17 protein-coding genes and 1 riboswitch are annotated in these 16213 nt (G+C 72.5%); of the genes, 11 read left to right on the top strand and 6 right to left on the bottom strand.

Annotation, left to right across the window (positions count from 1 at the left end; translation table 11 throughout):
- Nucleotides 1-10 precede the first annotated feature (10 nt).
- Nucleotides 11-940: a TIGR03619 family F420-dependent LLM class oxidoreductase gene (locus ACFZCP_RS15520; protein WP_391427553.1), complete on the bottom strand. Its 930-nt coding sequence runs from the start codon at nt 938-940 to the stop codon at nt 11-13.
- Between the two features lie 97 nt (nt 941-1037).
- Nucleotides 1038-1724: a DUF5995 family protein gene (locus ACFZCP_RS15525; protein ID WP_391427554.1), complete on the bottom strand. Its 687-nt coding sequence runs from the start codon at nt 1722-1724 to the stop codon at nt 1038-1040.
- 183 nt (nt 1725-1907) lie between these two features.
- On the opposite strand from ACFZCP_RS15525, the gene ACFZCP_RS15530 reads away from it, so the two are divergent.
- Entirely contained in the window at nt 1908-3050 is a 1143-nt protein-coding gene (locus ACFZCP_RS15530; RefSeq protein ID WP_391427616.1) for a glycoside hydrolase family 6 protein, read from the top strand.
- Here the strand turns inward: ACFZCP_RS15530 and ACFZCP_RS15535 are convergent.
- On the bottom strand, nt 3014-4408 hold the full coding sequence (locus ACFZCP_RS15535; protein WP_391427555.1) for a solute carrier family 23 protein: 1395 nt from the start codon (nt 4406-4408) through the stop codon (nt 3014-3016). The genes ACFZCP_RS15530 and ACFZCP_RS15535 overlap by 37 nt on opposite strands.
- 133 nt (nt 4409-4541) lie before the next feature.
- Between ACFZCP_RS15535 and ACFZCP_RS15540 the strand changes: the two genes are divergently transcribed.
- Both ACFZCP_RS15540 and ACFZCP_RS15545 read left to right on the top strand, forming a co-directional pair.
- Nucleotides 4542-5798, top strand: a complete 1257-nt coding sequence (locus tag ACFZCP_RS15540) for an alginate lyase family protein (protein WP_391427556.1) — start codon at nt 4542-4544, stop codon at nt 5796-5798.
- Between the two features lie 97 nt (nt 5799-5895).
- A complete protein-coding gene (locus tag ACFZCP_RS15545; RefSeq protein ID WP_391427557.1) occupies nt 5896-6348 on the top strand; it encodes a thioesterase family protein in 453 nt (150 codons plus the stop codon).
- On the opposite strand, the gene ACFZCP_RS15550 is transcribed toward ACFZCP_RS15545, so the two are convergent.
- A complete protein-coding gene (locus tag ACFZCP_RS15550; protein WP_391427558.1) occupies nt 6308-7513 on the bottom strand; it encodes an MFS transporter in 1206 nt (401 codons plus the stop codon). The genes ACFZCP_RS15545 and ACFZCP_RS15550 overlap by 41 nt on opposite strands.
- Before the next feature lie 130 nt (nt 7514-7643).
- Between ACFZCP_RS15550 and ACFZCP_RS15555 the strand changes: the two genes are divergently transcribed.
- The gene (locus tag ACFZCP_RS15555) at nt 7644-8906 is read left to right on the top strand and encodes an ROK family protein (protein WP_391427559.1); all 1263 of its coding nucleotides are present in this window, start codon (nt 7644-7646) and stop codon (nt 8904-8906) included.
- 235 nt (nt 8907-9141) lie between these two features.
- Here the strand turns inward: ACFZCP_RS15555 and ACFZCP_RS15560 are convergent, their stop codons facing one another.
- The gene (locus ACFZCP_RS15560) at nt 9142-9909 is read right to left on the bottom strand and encodes an NAD(P)H-binding protein (protein WP_391427560.1); all 768 of its coding nucleotides are present in this window, start codon (nt 9907-9909) and stop codon (nt 9142-9144) included.
- Nucleotides 9910-10013: 104 nt separating this feature from the next.
- Nucleotides 10014-10904, bottom strand: a complete 891-nt coding sequence (locus tag ACFZCP_RS15565) for an RNA polymerase sigma-70 factor (RefSeq protein WP_391427561.1) — start codon at nt 10902-10904, stop codon at nt 10014-10016.
- 258 nt (nt 10905-11162) lie between these two features.
- A riboswitch (FMN riboswitch) is annotated at nt 11163-11293 on the top strand.
- 155 nt (nt 11294-11448) lie between these two features.
- On the opposite strand from ACFZCP_RS15565, the gene ACFZCP_RS15570 reads away from it, so the two are divergent.
- The 7 genes from ACFZCP_RS15570 to ACFZCP_RS15600 all read left to right on the top strand — a co-directional run bounded on the left by ACFZCP_RS15570 (nt 11449) and on the right by ACFZCP_RS15600 (nt 16188).
- Nucleotides 11449-12054, top strand: a complete 606-nt coding sequence (locus ACFZCP_RS15570) for a riboflavin synthase (protein ID WP_391427562.1) — start codon at nt 11449-11451, stop codon at nt 12052-12054.
- On the top strand, nt 12051-12692 hold the full coding sequence (locus ACFZCP_RS15575; RefSeq protein ID WP_391427563.1) for a nicotinamide mononucleotide transporter: 642 nt from the start codon (nt 12051-12053) through the stop codon (nt 12690-12692). The genes ACFZCP_RS15570 and ACFZCP_RS15575 overlap by 4 nt, the downstream gene beginning before the upstream one ends.
- Nucleotides 12689-13978, top strand: coding sequence for a bifunctional 3,4-dihydroxy-2-butanone-4-phosphate synthase/GTP cyclohydrolase II (locus tag ACFZCP_RS15580; protein ID WP_362686975.1), 1290 nt, complete (start codon nt 12689-12691; stop codon nt 13976-13978). The genes ACFZCP_RS15575 and ACFZCP_RS15580 overlap by 4 nt, the downstream gene beginning before the upstream one ends.
- Nucleotides 13979-13999: 21 nt before the next feature.
- The gene (gene ribH, locus ACFZCP_RS15585; RefSeq protein ID WP_362686978.1) at nt 14000-14485 is read left to right on the top strand and encodes a 6,7-dimethyl-8-ribityllumazine synthase; all 486 of its coding nucleotides are present in this window, start codon (nt 14000-14002) and stop codon (nt 14483-14485) included.
- Nucleotides 14486-14519: 34 nt separating this feature from the next.
- Nucleotides 14520-14792: a phosphoribosyl-ATP diphosphatase gene (locus ACFZCP_RS15590; RefSeq protein ID WP_059248197.1), complete on the top strand. Its 273-nt coding sequence runs from the start codon at nt 14520-14522 to the stop codon at nt 14790-14792.
- Between the two features lie 68 nt (nt 14793-14860).
- Nucleotides 14861-15709 carry an ATP phosphoribosyltransferase gene (hisG, locus tag ACFZCP_RS15595; protein ID WP_362686981.1) on the top strand — a complete coding sequence of 283 codons (849 nt, stop codon included), beginning with the start codon at nt 14861-14863 and terminating at the stop codon, nt 15707-15709.
- Between the two features lie 14 nt (nt 15710-15723).
- Entirely contained in the window at nt 15724-16188 is a 465-nt protein-coding gene (locus ACFZCP_RS15600; protein ID WP_391427564.1) for a PH domain-containing protein, read from the top strand.
- The last annotated feature ends 25 nt before the right edge of the window (nt 16189-16213 follow it).

Genomic DNA, 16213 nt, shown 5'->3' on the forward strand with positions numbered 1-16213 from the left:
GCGGCCGGACTCAGACTCCGGCCGCCCGCGCCTTTTCAAACACCTGCGCGGCGACGTCCTTCAGCTCCTCGGCGTCGCGCGCGCTGCCCTGCAGGTCGACGAGGATCTCCTCCAGGCCGATCCGCGCGTGGTCGGCGAGGTCCTCGACGATCTGGTCCACGCTGCCCTGGAAGGGCCGGCGGTCGGCGCCGTCGTACGCCTTCGGCAGCAGCTCCGTGTTCACCCTGAGCACTGTCTGGAGGGGCTCCTTTCGGCCGCGCTCCTCGGCCAGCTCCTGCAGGGCCCGCCACTGCGCCGCGATCTGCTCGGCGCCCATGCCCACCGGCAGCCAGCCGTCGGCGTGGTCCACGAGCCGCTGCTGCGCCTTCCTGTTCATCGCCGCCAGCAGGATCGGGATCGGCCGGGCGGGCTTCGGTCCGACCACGGCGGAGGCGATCTTCGTGATGCTGCCGTCGTAGACGACCGGATCCGGGCCCCAGACCGCGCGGCACACCCCGATGATCTCGTCCAGCACCCGGCCGCGCTCCTCCATCGGCCGGATCCCCGCGGCCGCGTACTCGTCCACCGACCAGCCGGTGCCGAAACCCGCGAGCACCCTCCCGCCGCTCGCCGCGTCCAGCGAGGCGAGCGCCTTCGCCAGCTGGAACGGCTGGTGCAGCGGCGCGATCAGCACGCTGGAGCCCAGCCGGGCCCGCTCGGTGGCCGCGGCGGCGAGGGTGAGCGTGATCAGCGGGTCCGCCACGCTCCGGTACTGGTCGGGCCAGGGGACGCCCTCCATGCCGTACAGGCCCTGGGTGGCGGGCTCGGGGAACAGGGGCCGCTCGAAGACCCACAGACTGTCGTAGCCGATCTGCTCGGCGGCGCGTGCCACGTCGGGCACGTCCTTGCCGATGGAGTACTGCCGCATCTGGGGAAGACTCAGACCGAGCCTGGTCGCCATACCGCTGCTCCTTCGCCATCGGGTGTCGGTCCGACAACGTACAGCGATCACAAGGGTGTTCCCCCGGCGGCTCGCGCGAGGGCAGGATCAGGCCATCTCAGTGGGGCAGCGGCGTGAGCAGCATGCGGCTGGCGAAGCCCACTCCCGCGTCCAGGCGTTCGGTGAACTCCTCGACGACGTCGTCGCAGTGGCGCAGCGCCCACAGCGCCCTGGCCGCCGCCCAGGTCGCGTCGCGCGCCCGCTCCAGGCTCCAGGAGCCCAGCAGATGGGTGAGCGGGTCGGCGATCTGGAGCAGGTCGGGACCCGGCATCAGGTCCTCGCGGATGCGCTCCTCCAGCGAGACGAGGAGATCGCCCACGCGGTCGAACTCGTCCTCCAGGTCGGCCGGTTCGCAGACGAGCGTACGACAGGTGTCCACCACGGCGAGCGCCAGATCGTGCCCGATGTGCGCATTGATGCCCGCCAGCGCGAACTGCAGCGGACGTACGCCGGGATGGCGGCGGAACTGGAACAGCGGACGCCAGCAGGCGGGCGGACGGCGGCCCCGGGCCACCGTGTCGGCCGCCGCCAGATAGCGCTCGGCGAACCGCACGTCCAGGGCGCTCGCCGCCCGCGCGTCCGGGAACTCCCCGGCGTCCAGGCGCCGGTCGACCTCCGCGGTGACGGCGAGGTAGACGCGGTTGAACACGGCGACCCCGTCCCGCGCGGGCCACTGGGCGTCGAGGGCGCGCATCCGCACGAGGACGGCATCGACGGGCGGGGTGAAGTGTTCCGGCTGCGCCATGGGGGAAGGGTCCCAGCCCTGGGCCGACCGGCGCGCCGACCGGCCGGGTGCTTCGCCGGAACGGGGGAACGCAGGGGCGGGGCACAGCGCTTGGGGAGGGGGAGCGACACCGTGTCAGGCTTACGGGTCCGGCGTCTTGCCGCGCGCAGGGCCGCCCGCCGAAGGGCCCTGCGGCGCGCGGCGATGGTCGCGCTCGCCTCGGCCGTCACCGTGGCCGGCGCCGTGACCGGGACGATCTCCGCGCTGGACCACGGCCGCGGTTCCGACCAGGCCCTGCGGCCCGAGGTGACCCGCACACCGACTCCCGCGCCGCTGCCCGCCGTCCCCTCGCCCACGTCCTCGCCGCCGTCCCCGTCGAGGACCACGGGGACTCCCACGGCCGACCCGGAGCACCGGGTCCCGGCCCCCGCCCCGACCCGCACCGCCGCGAGGAAGCCGCGGACCACCACCGCGACGCCGCTGCTGTACCGCCTCCCCGGCTCCCAGGTGCTGGACTGGGTGCGCGCCCATCCCGACGACCCGCGCACCGCCCTCATCGTGTCCCGGATCGCCGACCGGCCGGCCGCGGTCTGGTTCACCGACCCCGCCCCGGACACCGTCGCCGCCCGGGTGCGCGCGGTCACCGCGGGGGCGGCGGCCGAGGGCAGGGTCCCGGTGCTGGTGCCGTACGCGATCCCCGACCGCGACTGCGGCGGCGCCTCGGGGGGCGGGGCGCCGGATCTCGCGGCCTACGACGCCTGGATCGACGCCTTCGCCCGGGGCCTGGGGTCCGGCGAGGTGATCGTGATCCTGGAGCCGGACTCGATCGCGCTGTCCGGCTGCCTGTCGGACGCCGCCCGCGCCGCCCGTCTCGCCTCGCTGGCCCGGGCGGGCCGCACCCTGAAGGCGGCGAACCCGCGCGCGCGGGTCTACTACGACGCCGGCCACTCCGGCTGGAACCCGCCCGAGAAGCAGGCCGCCCTTCTCCGGGAGGCGGGCGCCGCGTCCTTCGACGGCATCTTCAGCAACGTCTCCAACTTCCGCACCACCGCCGACGAGATCGCCTACGACCGGCGGGTGCTCGACGTCCTGGGCGGGCCGGCGTCGCTCGGCGCGGTGATCGACACCAGCCGCAACGGCAACGGCGCCGCGCCGGACGGCCAGTGGTGCGACCCGGCGGGGCGGAGGATCGGCAGGGCGCCGACCCTCGACACCGGCGAGGCTCGGATCGACGCCTACCTGTGGGTGAAGCTGCCGGGGGAGTCGGACGGCTGCAAGGGCACGGCCGGCACGTTCACCCCGTCCTACGCCTACGACCTGGCGCGCGGGCCGTCCTCGTCGTCGTAGGCGGAGGTGCCCTCGTCCAGCAGCGGCTCCTCGGTCCTGAGATGGGCCGGAGCGAGGAAGCGCAGGGCGTGGTAGCCGGTGATCACGACCAGGGTGCCGAGGGCGATGCCGCTGAGGGAGAAGGTGTCGGTGAACTTCATGCTCACGTTGCCGACGCCGATGATGATGCCCGCCGCGGCCGGGACCAGATTCAGCGGATTGCGCAGGTCCACCTTGGCGTGCAGCCAGATCTGCGCGCCGAGCAGGCCGATCATTCCGTAGAGGATGACCGTGATGCCGCCGAGGACACCGCCGGGGATCGCGGCCACCACCGCGCCGAACTTGGGGCAGACACCGAAGAGCAGGGCGAAGCCGGCCGCGGCCCAGTAGGCGGCGGTCGAGTAGACGCGGGTCGCGGCCATCACGCCGATGTTCTCGGAGTAGGTCGTGTTGGGCGGGCCGCCCAGCGCCGTCGACAGCATCGAGCCGACGCCGTCCGCGGAGATGGCGGTGCCCAGCTTGTCGTCCAGCCGTTCGCCGGTCATCTCGCCGACCGCCTTGACGTGGCCCGCGTTCTCCGCGACCAGGGCGATGACGACCGGCAGCGCGACCAGGATCGCCGACCACTGGAAGGACGGCCCGTGGAAGGAGGGCAGCCCGATCCACTCGGCCTTGGAGACGCCGGAGAGGTCGAGGCGCCAGTGGTCGGTGACCTTGCCGCCCGGGCCCATGGAGTGGATCTTCCCGAAGACCCGGTCGAAGGCCCAGGAGATGCCGTACCCGAAGACCAGGCCGAGGAAGATCGCGATGCGGGACCAGAAACCACGCAGGCAGACGACCGCCAGACCGGTGAAGAGCATCACCAGCAGGGCGGTCCACTGGTCCTGGGGCCAGTAGGTGGAGGCGGTCACCGGGGCCAGGTTGAACCCGATCAGCATGACCACCGCGCCGGTGACGACGGGCGGCATGGCGGCGTGGATGATCCGGGCGCCGAACCGCTGGACGGCGAGGCCCACCAGGAACAGCGCGACGCCGACGACGAAGACCGCGCCGGTCACCGTCGCGCTCGTGCCGCCCTGCGCGCGGATGACGGCGGCCACCCCGACGAAGGACAGTGAGCAGCCCAGGTAGCTGGGCACATGGCCGCGGGTCGCGAGCAGGAAGATCACGGTGGCGACACCGGACATCATGATCGCGAGGTTGGGGTCCAGGCCCATCAGCACCGGCGCGACGAACGATGCCCCGAACATGGCGACCACGTGCTGGGCGCCCAGGCCCAGCGTGCGCGGCCAGGAGAGCCGTTCGTCGGGGCGTACCACCGCTCCGGGTGCGGGCGTGCGCCCGTCACCGTGCAGTTTCCAGCGCACGCCGAGGTCCATGGTGGGGGTTTCGCTTTCTCTGTACGTGAAGACGGTCCGAACCATTGTCACGGTTACCTGGCCGCTCTACGCTCACACGGTCCTCCTCGTGAACAGCATTCAGATATCTGACTTCCGATGATCGGAGTGCCCGATGAGTGGAAGATCCCGTGCGGCCCTGCTCCTGGCCGCGGTGACGACCTTCTCGGCCGTGCTCGTCCCCTCCGCCCATGCGGCACCCAAGGCGCCGCTGACCGTCGTCCTCGACGGCGCCCGCCTCCAGCGGACCCGGGCCCGCCTGGACCACGACCCCCGGCTGCGGCGCGCTCTGCAGGACCTGACCGCCCGCGCGGACGGCTGGCTGGACCAGGGGCCCTGGACGGTCGTCGACAAGCCGAGGCCGGCCCCCGGCGGCGATGTCCACGAGTACCTGAGCCAGGCCCCCTACTGGTGGCCCACCACGGCCCCCACCGCCGGCAACCCCTGGGGCTGCCCGTACGTCCAGCGCGACGGGCAGCGCAATCCGGAGGTCGACAGCGGCACGGACCGCCAGGACGCGGAGAAGGTCTTCGACTCGGCCTACGACCTCTCGCTCGCCTGGTACTACACCGGCAGGAGGAGTTACGCCGAGAAGGCCGGGCAGATCCTGCGCACCTGGTTCCTCGACCCGGCGACCCGGATGAACCCCGACCTGGAGCACGCCCAGTTCATCCCGTGCAAGTACGACGGCCGGGCCATCGGCATCATCGACTTCTCGCAGTCCTACACGAGCGTGCTCGACGCCCAGGCGATCCTCGCGTCCGGCGCTCCCGGCTGGAGCGCGAAGGACCGGTCCGCGACGGCCGAGTGGAACGCCGACTTCCTCGGCTGGCTGAAGAACAGTGGTTTCGGCAAGGAGGAGGGAGCGGCCGCCAACAACCACGGCACCTTCTACGACATGCAGCTGGCCGCACTCGCCTGTGCCACCGGCGACACGGCCCTGGCCCGCCGCACCGTGCTCGACGCGCGCACCAGGCGGATCGACCCGCAGATCGCCGCCGACGGCAGCCAGCCGCAGGAACTCGCCCGCACCCGCAGCTGGCACTACTCGGCCTTCGACCTCGTGGCCTACACACGGCTGGCCGCCATCGGCCGGCATGTGGGCGTGGACCTCTGGTCCTACCGGGGGCCGGACGGGCAGAGCCTGTTCGGGGCGGTGGACTATCTGCTGCCGGCCGCGACCGGTGCCGCCGCCTGGCCGCATCCCGAGCTGGAGTTCCACCGGTACGCGGCGAGCGACGTCGTCCATGCGGCGGCGGACGCCGGGGACGCGGCGGCCGAGGCGGCCGTGCCCGGGCTCCAGACGCCCGACGGCGGTGACCTGTGGGAGCTCAGGCCCGCGGCCGAGCAGCTGGACTCCATCGCGGGCTGACCGGGCCCGGTCCGGGGCTTCCGACCGGGGCTCCTGAGCGGTCGCTTAGTATGTGGGTGTCCCCACCGCCCCGTACCGCCGCTCAGGAGCCCCTCCCGTGACCGCCGAAGCCCCGATCGCCCCCGCCCATGGCCGGCTGATCCCCGTCACCGTCCACTTCGACGACCTGGACGCGCTCGGGCTGCTCCACAACGCCCGCTACCCGCTGCTGGTGGAGCGCGCCTGGACCGAGCTGTGGAACGAGCACGGCGTCCGCTTCGACGGCGACTGGGAGGCGGCCGGCGACGCCTGCAACGCCGTCCGCGAACTGCGCATCGGCTACGAGGCGCCGGTGACCAGCCCGGGCACCTACGCCGTCCACCTCTGGCTGGAGCGGCTCGGCACGACCGGCCTGACCTACGGCTTCCGCTTCTGCTCGGCCGAGGGGACCCTGACCTACGCGCAGGGCACCCGGGTCCTGGTCCGGCTGGACGCCACGACCATGCGCCCCGCGCCCTGGAGCGAGGCCTTCAGGGCCGCGGCCCGGGAACTGCTGCTGCCTGCCGGCTGACCTCGGTCCGGCCGCCGCGCCCGTCGGTGCGCAGCACCCCCGCGCACACGACGAGTCCGGCCGCCAGCGCGGTCACCACGCCGAAGGAGACGGTCAGGCTGGTGGCCTGAGCCACCCCGCCGATCAGGCTCGGCGCGATCAGCCCCGAGGTGTAGGTGATCGTCGCCACGCCCGCTATGGCCTGACTCGGGTTGGGCCCGGCATGTCCGGCCGCCGCGAAACACAGCGGGACGACCACGGCGATCCCGAGCCCCATCAGCGCGAAGCCGGCCATCGCCACCGCCGGGTGCCCCGCCACGACCACCAGCAGGCCGCCGAGGGCGGCGAGCACCCCGCCCGACCGGACGGTGCGGACCGCGCCGTAGCGGTTCACGGCCGCGTCGCCCCCGATCCGGGCCACCGCCATGGTCAGCATGAACCCGGTCGTCGACGCCGCCGCCAGACCGGCCGAGCTCTCCAGCCGGTCCCGCAGGTACACCGCGGACCAGTCGAGGCTCGCGCCCTCCGCGAACACCGCGCAGAAGCCGACCGCGCCGATCAGCAGCGCCGAACGGGGCGGCAGCGCGAACCGGGGCGGCGGCTCCTCGTCCTCGGCGGGCTGCACGTCGAGCACCCAGGTGCAGACCAGCAGGCCGAGCAGGGTGAGGACGGCCGCGGCGAGCGCGAAGTGCAGGCGCGCGTCCGAGCCGAGGTGGGCGGCGAGCGTGCCGCCCGCCGAGCCGACGAGCGCGCCCGCGCTCCACATGCCGTGCAGGCCCGACATGATCGATTTCCCGAGCCGGCGCTCGACCTCGACCCCCAGCGCGTTCATGGCGACATCGGCCATGCCGGCGCTCGCCCCGTAGGTGAACATCGCCAGGCACAGCGTGTACAGGTTCGGTGCGAGGGACGGCAGGACCAGCGACAGCGTCCACAGCGCGATCAGCCCGCGCAGGGCCGTACGGCTGCCGAAGCGATGGCTGATCCGGCCCGCGAGCGGCATGGCGCAGGAGGCGCCGAAGGCCGTGAACGCCAGCGCGAACCCGAGCTGCCCCGCGCCGAGCGAGGTGTGCTCCTGGATCCACGGCACCCGGGTCGCGAAGGTGCCCGTCACCGCGCCGTGGACGGCGAACACGGCCGCCGCGGCGTACCGGGCGCGCCTGACGTCGTCGCGCGTGCAGCTCACGTCACCCATGTTCCAGCCCCTCCCCAGGAGTTCCCCGCCCCCGCCGTCATGGCACCGCCGAAAACTATCAGGGACCCTGCCTGATAGATAGGGAGTAATGCGGTCGCCCGCGTCTGGGAGGATTCCCGTCATGCCCGCATCACCGAGCACCGCCCGGGCCATCAACGACCGGCTCGCCCTGCGGCTGCTGCAACAGGAGGGCCCGCTGACGGCAGGGCAGCTCAAGCAGCTCACCGGACTGTCCCGGCCGACCGTCGCGGACCTCGTCGAACGGCTCACCGTCTCCGGCCTGATCACCGTGGTGGGGGAGTCGGGCGAGCAGCGCCGCGGCCCGAACGCCCGGCTGTACGGCATCGTCGCCGACCGTGCCCACCTGGCCGCGCTCGACGTCCGCACCGAGGGTGTCCTCGTGCTGGTCTCGGACCTCGTCGGACGGGTGCTCGCCGAGGCGTCCGTGCCCATCGGCGGGGACACCGGGACCGGGCCCGCCGTGGAGCAGGCGGTGGCGGCGGTCGAGCGGACCGTCAAGGAGGCCGGTGTCATGGAGGCACCCCCGCGCGAGGGCGCCCGGGCCTGGGGGACGCTGCACACCGTCGGCATCGGAGCGCCGGGCCTGATCGACCCGGCCACCGGCGACCTGCGCGACTCCGGCGGCCTGCCCGCCTGGCACCGCCGCCTGGCCGCGGCCCTCCAGGAACGGCTGCCCGAGGCCCGCGTCACCGTGGAGAACGAGACCAACCTGGCCGCGGTGGCCGAACAGCGCGAGGGTGCCGCCCGCGACCGGGACACCTTCGTCCTGCTCTGGCTGGGCCACGGCGTGGGCGCCGCCGTCGTCCTGGACGGCACCCTGCGCCGCGGCGCCTCCGGCGGCACGGGCGAGATCGGCTTCCTGCCGGTCCCGGGAACGGCGTCCCTGCCCTCGGCGAAGGACTGCGACGGCGGCTTCCACTCGCTGGCCGGGGCGGCGGCGATCGTCTCCCTGGCGGCGGAGTGCGGCCTGCCCGCGCCCGCCACCACGGACGGGCCCGGGGCGGCCGCGGTGGTACGGGACGCCGCGGCGCAGCTGTCGCTCGACCCGGTCGCGAACGGCGAGCCGGACGCCGCTGCGCCTGCCCCCCGCTTCCTGCGGACCCTGGCCGACCGGGTCGCCGTCGGGGCCGCCTCCGTCGTCGCCGTCCTGGACCCCGGGTGCGTGGTGCTCGGCGGGGAGGTCGGCCAGGCCGGGGGAGAGGTGCTCGCGGGGCTGGTGGCGGAGCGGCTGCGCCGGATCTCGCCCCTGTCCACCGAGGTGCGGGCGAGCAGCCTCGGGGGAACCGCCGTGCTGCGCGGAGCACTGCTGCGCGCCCGGGAGCGGGCCCAGGACGAACTCTTCGCACCGCCCGAGCACCCCTAGGGCACCCCTGGTGTCCCGAGCCGGAAGTTCTTCGGTGGTTCTTCCGGGTCCCGGCCGGCGGCAGGGCCCGTAGTGGCGCAGCCTGCGGCCCGCGAAGGCGACCGTGGGAGCATCCCGCGCCCGGTCGGGAACCACCCAGGAATCTCCGACTCGGGACACTGGGGCTTCTCTTCCGGATCCTGCCAGGAGTCCATGAGGCGCCGTGCCGGCGGCCACCCCGTCCTGCCTGGTCGGTCTATCCGACTCGTCCGGCCTGGTCGGCCTGGCCGAAACGCCGCGTCAGATACTCCTCGAAGGTCACCTTGCCCACCGGCCGGTCGGGGGCGAGATGCCCGCCCGCGCGAAAGGCGCGGTACGTCCTGCCGAGCAGCGGTACGTTCGCCACGGCCCGGCGGCGCCCGGTCGCCCGGAGGTAGGAGCGGGCCAGCGAGTCGAACGACCGCACCTCGGGACCGGCCATGTCCGGGACCCGTCCGGCCGGCGCCCCGACGGCCAACTCGGCCAGCCTGTCCGCGACTTCGGCCACTTCCACCGGCTGGTCCGCCACCCGGGCGGGGACCGCCATGAGGGGCGGCCTGGACAGGCCCTGGAACAGCGTCACCAGCAGGTCGTGGAACTGCGTCGCCCGCAGCACGGTCCAGCCGAGCCCCGACTCCTCGATCCGGCGCTCCACCGCGAGCTTCGACCGGTAGTAACCGAACGGCACGCGGTCGACGCCGACGATGGAGATGTACACCAGGTGGCCCACCCCGGCCCGCCGCGCCGCCGCGATCAGATGGTCCGCGGCCTGCTCGTCCCCGCCCCGCGGGCTGCTCGCGCAGTGCACGACCGTCGCCACGCCCGAGAGCGCCGCGTCGAGCCCGGCACCGCCCTCGCGCAGGTCGACGGCGTACGGCTGGGTGTGGCGGCTGAGCACCCGCACCTCGTGCCCGTCCGCCCGCAGCCGCTCGGTGACGAGCCGGCCGAGCGTGCCGGTACCGCCGGTCACCAGGATCGTGGTCATGCTGTTCCGTCCCTCCGGACACCGGGGCGCCCCGGCCGGAGCGCCCTTCTGCGGAGGAGACCGCCCGGCCCCGTGAAATGTGACAGGCCCCGGGCGGGCCCCCGCTACGGACGCGCGAGCTGGTGTCGGACGTAGGCCAGCTTGTCCGGGTTCACCACGGCCCGCGCGTGCGCGATCCGGCCGTCCGACAGCTCGAACTCGACGACCCCGGTGAGCGTGCCGTCCCGCCATGCGGCCAGCCCCGGCGTGCCGTTGACCTCCACCACGGTGAACTCCAGGTCCGCCGCGAACCGCTGCGCACCGCCCACCAGGAAGCGCACGACCTTGTCCCGGCCCTCGACCGGCCGCCGCGCCGCGGACACCTTCCCGCCGCCGTCGCTCCACCAGGTCACGTCGTCCGTGAGCAGCTTCTCCAGGCCCGCGAGGTCACCGTCCCGGGCGGCCGTGATGAACGACCTGACCAGTTCCTCCCGCCGCTCGGGTGCGGCCTCGAACCGGGACTCCGGCACGGTCACCCGCTGCGCCGCCCGCCGGTACAGCTGACGGCAGTTGGCCTCGCTCAGGTCCAGGAGGCCCGCGATCTCCCGGTGGCCGTACCCGAACGCCTCGCGCAGCACGTACACCGCCCGCTCGGTGGGCGTCAGCCGCTCCAGCAGGACCAGCATCGCCAGCGAGACCTGCTCGCGCTGCTGCGCGGACTCCAGCGGTCCCAGCGAGCCGTCGGAGGTGGCGACCGGCTCCGGCAGCCAGGTCCCGGTGTACTGCTCGCGGCGCGCCCGGGCCGAGGTCAGCCGGTTCAGGCAGAGATGGGTGACGACCTTGGCGAGCCAGGCCGCCGGGTGCTCGATGGCCGCGCGGTCGGCGCCGCTGAAGCGCAGATACGCGTCCTGTACGGCGTCCTCGGCCTCCTGTGCGGAGCCGAGGAGGCGGTAGGCCAGGCCGAACAGCCGGGAGCGGTGGGTCTCGAACTCCTCGGCGAGCTGCAGTGTCGTCATGCGTTCACCCTGTCAGAGGCCTGACGGCCCGGCGGCGGGCAAGGGCCGTCGTCACCGCCACCGGGCCCGTCCGCACCCTAAAAGGACTAGACCAGTACGGTCAATGGGTCCGGACCAATGTCAACCGCTAATCCTCGCACGGCAGTTGACCGGCGCGAATGCGCCGCGCAAGTCCAGCGACACATGCTGTGAGCGAGCCCACACCGCTCGCCTGTCTGGACGGCCACCCGGCGTGGCACACTGGCCCTGTACCAGAAGCAGCGCACTCCGGGGTCGGTGAAAGTCCGAACCGGCGGTTACAGTCCGCGACCCGGTCGCTTCCAGCGGCCGGTTGACCAGGTGAAATTCCTGGACCGACGGTTAAAGTCCGGATGGGAGGCAGTGCGCGGCGGGCGGGCATGTACCTGTGCGCGTCGCCGTCTCTGGGCTCGTCCGTATGCGGGCGAGTCCTCTTCGGCGTCGCCCCGGTGTGCTCACCCGTTCATTCTGTCGTCATCGACAGGCCCCGGAGTCCGTGCCCGAATGAGGCAGGAGGACCCGGGAAGTGTTCACCGGAATCGTCGAAGAGCTGGGTGAAGTCACGGCCGTCGAGACCCTCGGCGATGCCTCTCGTTTCCGGCTCCGTGGCCCCGTCGTGACCGAGGGCGCACAGCACGGCGACTCCATCGCCGTGAACGGGGTCTGTCTCACCGTCGTGGACCACGAGGGCGACGAGTTCACCGCCGACGTCATGGCCGAGACCCTGAAGCGCTCCAGCCTCGGCGCGCTCGGCGTCGGCTCCCGGGTCAACCTGGAGCGCCCCACCGCCGTGGGCGCGCGCCTCGGCGGGCACATCGTCCAGGGCCACGTCGACGGCACCGGGCAGGTACTGGCGCGCACGCCGTCCGAGAACTGGGAGATCGTCAGGATCTCGCTCCCCGCGGACCTCGCACGCTACGTCGTCGAGAAGGGCTCCATCACCGTCGACGGCATCAGCCTCACCGTCGTCGAGGCCGGCCCGGACTTCTTCACGGTCAGCCTCATCCCGACCACCCTCGACCTGACCACGCTCGGCCACAAGCAGCCCGGCGACCCGGTCAACCTCGAGGTCGACGTCATCGCCAAGTACGTGGAGCGGCTGCTCGCGGCCGGTCAGGGGGCCGGCAAGTGAACTGGCTGAACTCCGAGGCGTTCACGCTCTTCGGCCAGCACATCCTGTGGTCGGACATGATCGGCAACATCTTCGGCCTCGCCGCCCTGGCCCTCGGCTGGCGGCGCTCCCTGTGGACCTGGCCGGTGCAGTTCGTCTCCGGCCTGATCCTCTTCGCCGCCTTCTTCGACCACCTGACCGGCAGCGCGGGCAAGCAGGTCGTCGTCATGGCCGTCGCCGCCTACGGTTTCTGGCAGTGGAACCGCGGCAGGGGCAAGGCCGGCGACGGTCACATCGCCCCCCGGTTCGCCACCTGGACCGAGCGCGGTGCCACGATCGCCGCAGCCGCCGCCGGCACGGTCGCCGTGGCCCTCCTCTTCAAGGCCTATCCGTCCCTGTCCTGGGACCCCTGGCCGGACGCGTACATCTTCGTCGGCACCATCGTCGCCATGTACGCCCAGGCCAAGGGCATGGTCGAGTTCTGGTTCGCCTGGCTGCTCGTCGACCTCGTCGGCGTCCCCCTCAACTTCGCCAACGGCTACGCCTTCTCCGGTTTCGTCTACGTCATCTACGGCGCACTCGTCCTGTGGGGCATGCGCGACTGGTGGCTGCGCTCCCGCAGGAGCCCGCAGCCCGTTCTGGAAGGAGCGCCGGCATGAGCACGGCATCCCTGCTCCACGGCACCGACCGCATCGAGGACTTCAGGCTCGACCCCGTCGAACAGGCCATCGCCGACATCGCGGCCGGCCGTCCGGTCGTGGTCGTCGACGACGAGGACCGGGAGAACGAGGGCGACCTCGTCATCGCCGCCGAGAAGGCGACCCCCGAGATCGTCGCCTTCATGATGAGCGAGTGCCGGGGCCTGATCTGCGCCCCCATGGAGGGCGACGAACTGGACCGGCTGCGGCTGCCGCAGATGGTCGAGGACAACACCGAGTCCATGAAGACCGCGTTCACCGTCTCCGTGGACGCCTCCGCCGCACACGGCGTGAGCACCGGCATCTCGGCCTCCGACCGGGCCACCACGCTGCAGCTGCTGGCCGGCGGCACGGCCGGGGCCGACGACTTCGTCCGCCCCGGGCACATCTTCCCGCTGCGCGCCAAGCCCGGCGGCGTCCTGGTCCGCAACGGCCACACCGAGGCCGCCGTCGACCTCGCCCGGCTCGCGGGCCTGCGCCCGGCCGGCGCCATCGTGGAGATCGCCGGCGAGGACGGCCGCATGCTGCGCCTGCCCGAACTGATCCCGTTCGCCCGCAAGCACGGCCTGACGATCATCTCCATCGAGGACCTGATCGCCTACCGCCGCAGCAGCGAGCCCACCGTCCGCCGGGAGGCCGAGACCCGCCTGCCCACCGCGCACGGCACGTTCACCGCCTACGGCTACCGGTCCACCGTCGACGGCGTCGAGCACGTCGCCCTCGTCCACGGCGAGATCGGCGACGGCGAGGACATCGTCGTCCGCGTCCACTCCGAATGCCTCACCGGCGACGTCTTCGCCTCCCTGCGCTGCGACTGCGGTCCCCAGCTGGACACCGCTCTGCAGCGCATCCAGGAGGAGGGCCGCGGCATCGTGGTCTACCTGCGCGGACACGAGGGCCGCGGCATCGGACTGCTGTCCAAGCTGCGCGCCTACGAGCTTCAGGAGCAGGGCCGCGACACCCTCGACGCGAACCTCGAACTCGGCCTGCCCGCCGACGCCCGCGACTACGGTGCCGGCGCGCGGATCCTCGCCGACCTCGGCGTGCGCAGCGTCCGCCTGATGACCAACAACCCCGACAAGACCGAGGCGCTGCTGCGCCACGGCCTGAAGGTCACCGGCCGCGAGCCGATGCCCGTCCAGGCCGGCGAACACAACCTCCGCTACCTGCGCACCAAGCGGGACCGGATGGGTCACGACCTGCCCTGGCTGGACACGCCCGCCGTGTCGGCCTGCGGCAACCAGTAAGCGAAAGCACTTAGGAGAGACGTGAGCGGCAAGGGTGCACCGGAACTGTCCGTACGCAACGTGAGCGACCTCAGGGTCGCCGTCATCGCGGCACAGTGGCACGAGAAGGTGATGGACGGTCTGGTCGACGGCGCCCTGCGCGCCCTGCACGACCTGGGGATCGACGAGCCGACCCTGATCCGGGTCCCCGGCACCTTCGAGCTGCCGGTCGCCGCCAAGGTCCTCGCCGAACGCGGGTACGACGCGGTGGTCGCCCTCGGCGTCGTGATCCGCGGCGGCACCCCCCACTTCGACTACGTGTGCCAGGGCGTCACCCAGGGACTCACCCAGGTCGCCGTGGACACCGGTGTGCCCGTCGGCTTCGGGGTGCTCACCTGCGACACCGAGGAGCAGGCCCTGGACCGGGCCGGTCTGGAGGGCTCCAACGAGGACAAGGGACACGAGGCCGTGACGGCCGCGGTGGCGACGGCGGCCACGCTCCGCTCAGTATCTGAACCCTGGCACTGAGGTACCACCCCAAGCGCGTAGGGTGGGGCCCACCATGTCCAAGAAGACGTTCGAGCAGCTCTTCACCGAGCTGCAGCACAAGGCAGCCCACGGCGATCCCGCCACCTCCCGCACCGCAGAGCTGGTCGGCAAGGGCGTCCATGCCATCGGCAAGAAGGTCGTCGAGGAGGCCGCCGAGGTCTGGATGGCCGCCGAGTACGAGGGCAAGGAGGCGGCCGCCGAGGAGATCTCGCAGCTGCTCTACCACGTCCAGGTGATGATGGTCGCCCGCGGGATCTCCCTGGACGACGTGTACGCCCACCTCTGAGCCGCACCGCACCACCCTCCCCCAGAGATCGAACACCTCCCGCAGATCGAACAAAGGAAGCCGACCTCATGCTGCGCATCGCCGTCCCCAACAAGGGTTCCCTGTCCGGCCCTGCGGCGGAGATGCTCCATGAGGCCGGCTACCGCCAGCGCCGCGAGTCCAAAGAGCTGCGGATCGTGGACCCGGTGAACGAGGTCGAGTTCTTCTACCTCCGTCCCCGCGACATCGCCATCTACGTCTCCTCCGGCCGCCTCGACATCGGCGTCACCGGCCGCGACCTGCTGGTCGACTCGGGCGCGGACGCGGAGGAGATCCTGCCGCTCGGCTTCGCCCGCTCCACCTTCCGCTTCGCGGCCAAGCCGGGCACCGCGGACTCCGTCGCGGATCTGAAGGGCAGGACGGTCGCCACCTCCTACGAGGGCATCGTCGCCGGGTACCTCGCCGAGAGCGGCATCGACTCCTCCGTCGTCCACCTCGACGGCGCCGTCGAGACCGCGATCGAGCTGGGCGTCGCCGAGGTCATCGCCGACGTGGTCGAGACCGGCACCTCGCTGCGCAACGCGGGCCTGGAGGTCTTCGGCGAGCCGATCATGAAGTCCGAGGCCGTCGTCATCCGCCGCACCGGCGCCGACGCCGACGAGCCGAAGGTCCAGCAGTTCCTGCGCCGCCTCCAGGGCGTCCTGGTCGCACGGACGTACGTGATGATGGACTACGACTGCCGGGTCGAGCAGCTGGAGAAGGCAGTCGCGCTGACCCCGGGCCTGGAGTCGCCCACCGTCTCCCCGCTGCACAACGAGGGCTGGGTCGCCGTCCGGGCCATGGTCCCCGCCAAGGAGGCCCAGCGGATCATGGACGACCTGTACGAGATCGGCGCCCGGGCCATCCTGACCACGGCGATCCACGCCTGCCGCCTCTGAGGGGCCGCACCGCCATGTCCGACCAGACCCCTGCGCCCAGCCTCCCCGTCACCTTCCGGCCGGGGCTCACCCGGGCGATCCTGCTCACCGCCGGTGTCGTGATCTTCCTGGTGATATCCGGGATCGCACTGCTCCTGGAGCAGTTCGGCCCGGGGGACCAGCTCACCTTCGTCCTCACCGGGGCACTCATCTTCTGGGTGCTCGCCCAGCTCGCCCGGGTGAAGGTCGTCGCCGACGAGACCGGCGTCACCGTAGTGAACATCGTCACCAGGCGGCGCCTGGACTGGGCCGAGATCCTCCAGGTGAACCTCCGTCCGGGCGACCCCTGGGTGTTCCTCGACCTCAGTGACGGCACCAGCCTGCCCGCGCTCGGCATCCAGCCGGGCATCGCCAAGCAGCGCGCCATAGCCGACGCACAGGCCCTCAGGGCGCTCGCCGAGGCCCGCTCCGCGGACCGCATCGCACAAGATCAGGGCTGACTCGGGGCCGTCCACCCTGCCACAG

It is taken from the genome of Streptomyces sp. NPDC007971, assembly GCF_042958635.1.
Taxonomy (GTDB): domain Bacteria; phylum Actinomycetota; class Actinomycetes; order Streptomycetales; family Streptomycetaceae; genus Streptomyces.

Excerpts from the sequence above, each read along its gene's own strand:
- ACFZCP_RS15520 (WP_391427553.1), bottom strand. The coding sequence starts at position 940 with ATGGCGACCAGGCTCGGTCTGAGTCTTCCCCAGATGCGGCAGTACTCC.
- ACFZCP_RS15525 (WP_391427554.1), bottom strand. The coding sequence starts at position 1,724 with ATGGCGCAGCCGGAACACTTCACCCCGCCCGTCGATGCCGTCCTCGTG.
- ACFZCP_RS15530 (WP_391427616.1), top strand. The coding sequence starts at position 1,908 with ATGGTCGCGCTCGCCTCGGCCGTCACCGTGGCCGGCGCCGTGACCGGG.
- ACFZCP_RS15535 (WP_391427555.1), bottom strand. The coding sequence starts at position 4,408 with ATGGACCTCGGCGTGCGCTGGAAACTGCACGGTGACGGGCGCACGCCC.
- ACFZCP_RS15540 (WP_391427556.1), top strand. The coding sequence starts at position 4,542 with ATGAGTGGAAGATCCCGTGCGGCCCTGCTCCTGGCCGCGGTGACGACC.
- ACFZCP_RS15555 (WP_391427559.1), top strand. The coding sequence starts at position 7,644 with ATGCCCGCATCACCGAGCACCGCCCGGGCCATCAACGACCGGCTCGCC.
- ACFZCP_RS15560 (WP_391427560.1), bottom strand. The coding sequence starts at position 9,909 with ATGACCACGATCCTGGTGACCGGCGGTACCGGCACGCTCGGCCGGCTC.
- ACFZCP_RS15565 (WP_391427561.1), bottom strand. The coding sequence starts at position 10,904 with ATGACGACACTGCAGCTCGCCGAGGAGTTCGAGACCCACCGCTCCCGG.
- ACFZCP_RS15580 (WP_362686975.1), top strand. The coding sequence starts at position 12,689 with ATGAGCACGGCATCCCTGCTCCACGGCACCGACCGCATCGAGGACTTC.
- ACFZCP_RS15590 (WP_059248197.1), top strand. The coding sequence starts at position 14,520 with ATGTCCAAGAAGACGTTCGAGCAGCTCTTCACCGAGCTGCAGCACAAG.
- hisG (WP_362686981.1), top strand. The coding sequence starts at position 14,861 with ATGCTGCGCATCGCCGTCCCCAACAAGGGTTCCCTGTCCGGCCCTGCG.
- ACFZCP_RS15600 (WP_391427564.1), top strand. The coding sequence starts at position 15,724 with ATGTCCGACCAGACCCCTGCGCCCAGCCTCCCCGTCACCTTCCGGCCG.